This window comes from Acinetobacter sp. ANC 5414 (assembly GCF_013004295.1).
GTDB lineage: Bacteria > Pseudomonadota > Gammaproteobacteria > Pseudomonadales > Moraxellaceae > Acinetobacter.
Map to the genome: position 1 here is coordinate 1 of NZ_JABERM010000023.1, position 2063 is coordinate 2063.

At 43.1% G+C, this 2063-nt stretch carries 1 protein-coding gene and 1 pseudogene; both read left to right on the forward strand.

Translation table 11 applies throughout. The features are described from left to right. Positions 1 to 1569: pseudogene (locus HLH18_RS16040) on the forward strand (tape measure protein); the annotation flags it as partial. Beyond that, a complete protein-coding gene (locus tag HLH18_RS11060; RefSeq protein ID WP_171546875.1) occupies positions 1566 to 1985 on the forward strand; it encodes a hypothetical protein in 420 nt (139 codons plus the stop codon). The pseudogene HLH18_RS16040 and the gene HLH18_RS11060, both read left to right, overlap by 4 nt. Positions 1986 to 2063: the final 78 nt, after the last annotated feature.

The window sequence follows — 2063 nt, forward strand, 5'->3', positions numbered from 1 at the left end:
AATCAAGCTGCAATTGATTTAGCTGTAAAGGGTCTTACTGACTTAGATGCCAAGGAAAAGGCTTATCAAGCGGAAAGTCAAAAAATTACTGAAGCTAAAATCCAAGCTGCACAAGAGTGGGTAGATGCTCAGCTAATGGCGGCTGATGGTACTCAAAAAGCTGCAGACTTAGTCACACAAAAAACTTTGCAGACTACTCTTGCAGCCCAAGGTTTAAAGGCTGAGTTCACCACTACTGGTGGCGTAATTGTCAAAGCCATGGTGGATGGTACTGCTGCAACAAATAATCTAAGTGACAAGCTGGCTATAGGTCGTAAAGGTGCTGAAGCGTTGGGTTTGGATTTAGATGTTGCTCTCAATCGCGTATCAGAAGGATTTGGCGGCAAGAAGAAAAACCTTGATGATTTCGTTAATAGTCTTGAACTGATGGGGGTTAAGGGTAAACAAGCCGGCGATGTTACCTATGAAGCCTGGCTAAAATGGTTAGAAATAGCCAAAAGCCAAGCTGAAATTGATTTTGCCAAAGCTAAGCTGAGGGAGTTTGGGGACCAAGGTAGGGTTTCTACATCTCAGGTCGAACAAGGCTTGCTTGCGATTAAGTTACAAGCGCAAAAACTACCTGATGATATTGATCCTGTTACTGAAGCTTTTAAGCGTCTTGGAATTGAAACTAAAGCAAACTTAAAGCTCGCTGCACAGCAGGCTTTAATGGATTACATCACTATCCGTGATAGTGGTAAAGCCACAGCTGAAGGTATTCAAAAAGCCTATGAGAAAGCAGCCCAGTCTGCAGCTGCATCGGGTGATGCAGGAGTAATCGCTGCAACTAATGCTGTAAATGCGGGACGTAATCTTGAGATCCAGATCGACGATACTGGTGTTGCTGCAGTCAAATCCATGGATGAGTGGACTAAATCCAATGACCGTGTACGTGATTCAGCACGTGGTATTGGTGATGGATTCCGTCACGCCGGTAACATTGCGCGTGAAGAAGCTAAGTCATCGACAGAGGCATGGGCTGAAGCAGTTGATGCGGCTTCAGCTGAATATGCAAAGAGCACGAAGCGACAGCAAGATGCTTTGGCTGGGATTTACAAGTATGACTCATACAGCAAGGCTGATGTTTTATCTAAGGTTAAGAGTATTGGGTATGACGATAAGCAGGCTGAAAAAATTGCAAGCGATATCTGGTCGAAGGGTTTAGCAGCTGATCAAGATACATATCAAAAAAATATGGGTAAAGGTGGCTTTGGGCCATTATCAACACTTATTCAGCAAGAATTTAAGAATGCCGCATCTAAGGGTCTTACCACTCAAACCGGAACGAACAAAATTAATGACTTGTTGCGCAATATTGATGTTGTTTCAACCGGATCAGGAAACTTAAATAAATATGCGCCGCCTATTCCATCCGCACCATCATCAAGCAGTCTTCCGGGCAGCAATAAAAATGTGAATTACCAGATTGATTTTGGTGGTAAAAAACTTGAATTATCAGGTACAGCTGAACAGGAGTCGCTAATGAATCAGCTTGTTAGTCAGTTAAAAACACAGGCGAAATCAACATGAAATTAATCCGCTTATCAACACTAGAAACCGTCCAATTAGAGGACGGTTTTTTATGGCCTGATGAATTCTCATGGAAAGCCATTGAGCAGAATCAAGCTTATGCAATGGACGGCTCTCTGATTATTCAGGAAGGCAAGAAGAAATCAGGTCGACCAATTACTTTACAGCCCGCTGATACAGGTATGGGGTGGATCAAGCTTCGACAATTACGAACTGTTCGAGCTTGGTCAGTACTGCAAGATGAAAATTTCGAACTGCAGTTTGAACAGCCGCATGACAACCGAAAATTTACAGTCAAATTCAACCATCAGGATGGTGCTTTAGAGGCTGATCCTGTGAAAGGAATTCCAGCGGTATCACTGGATGATTATTACAACGTGACCTTACGCTTTACGGAGTTAAACGATGGCGATTGAAACCAAAGATTTAGTAATTTACAAGTCTGAACGCTTGACTGACAACTCGGATGGCGGTGGTAAATACTCTGGCGTTGT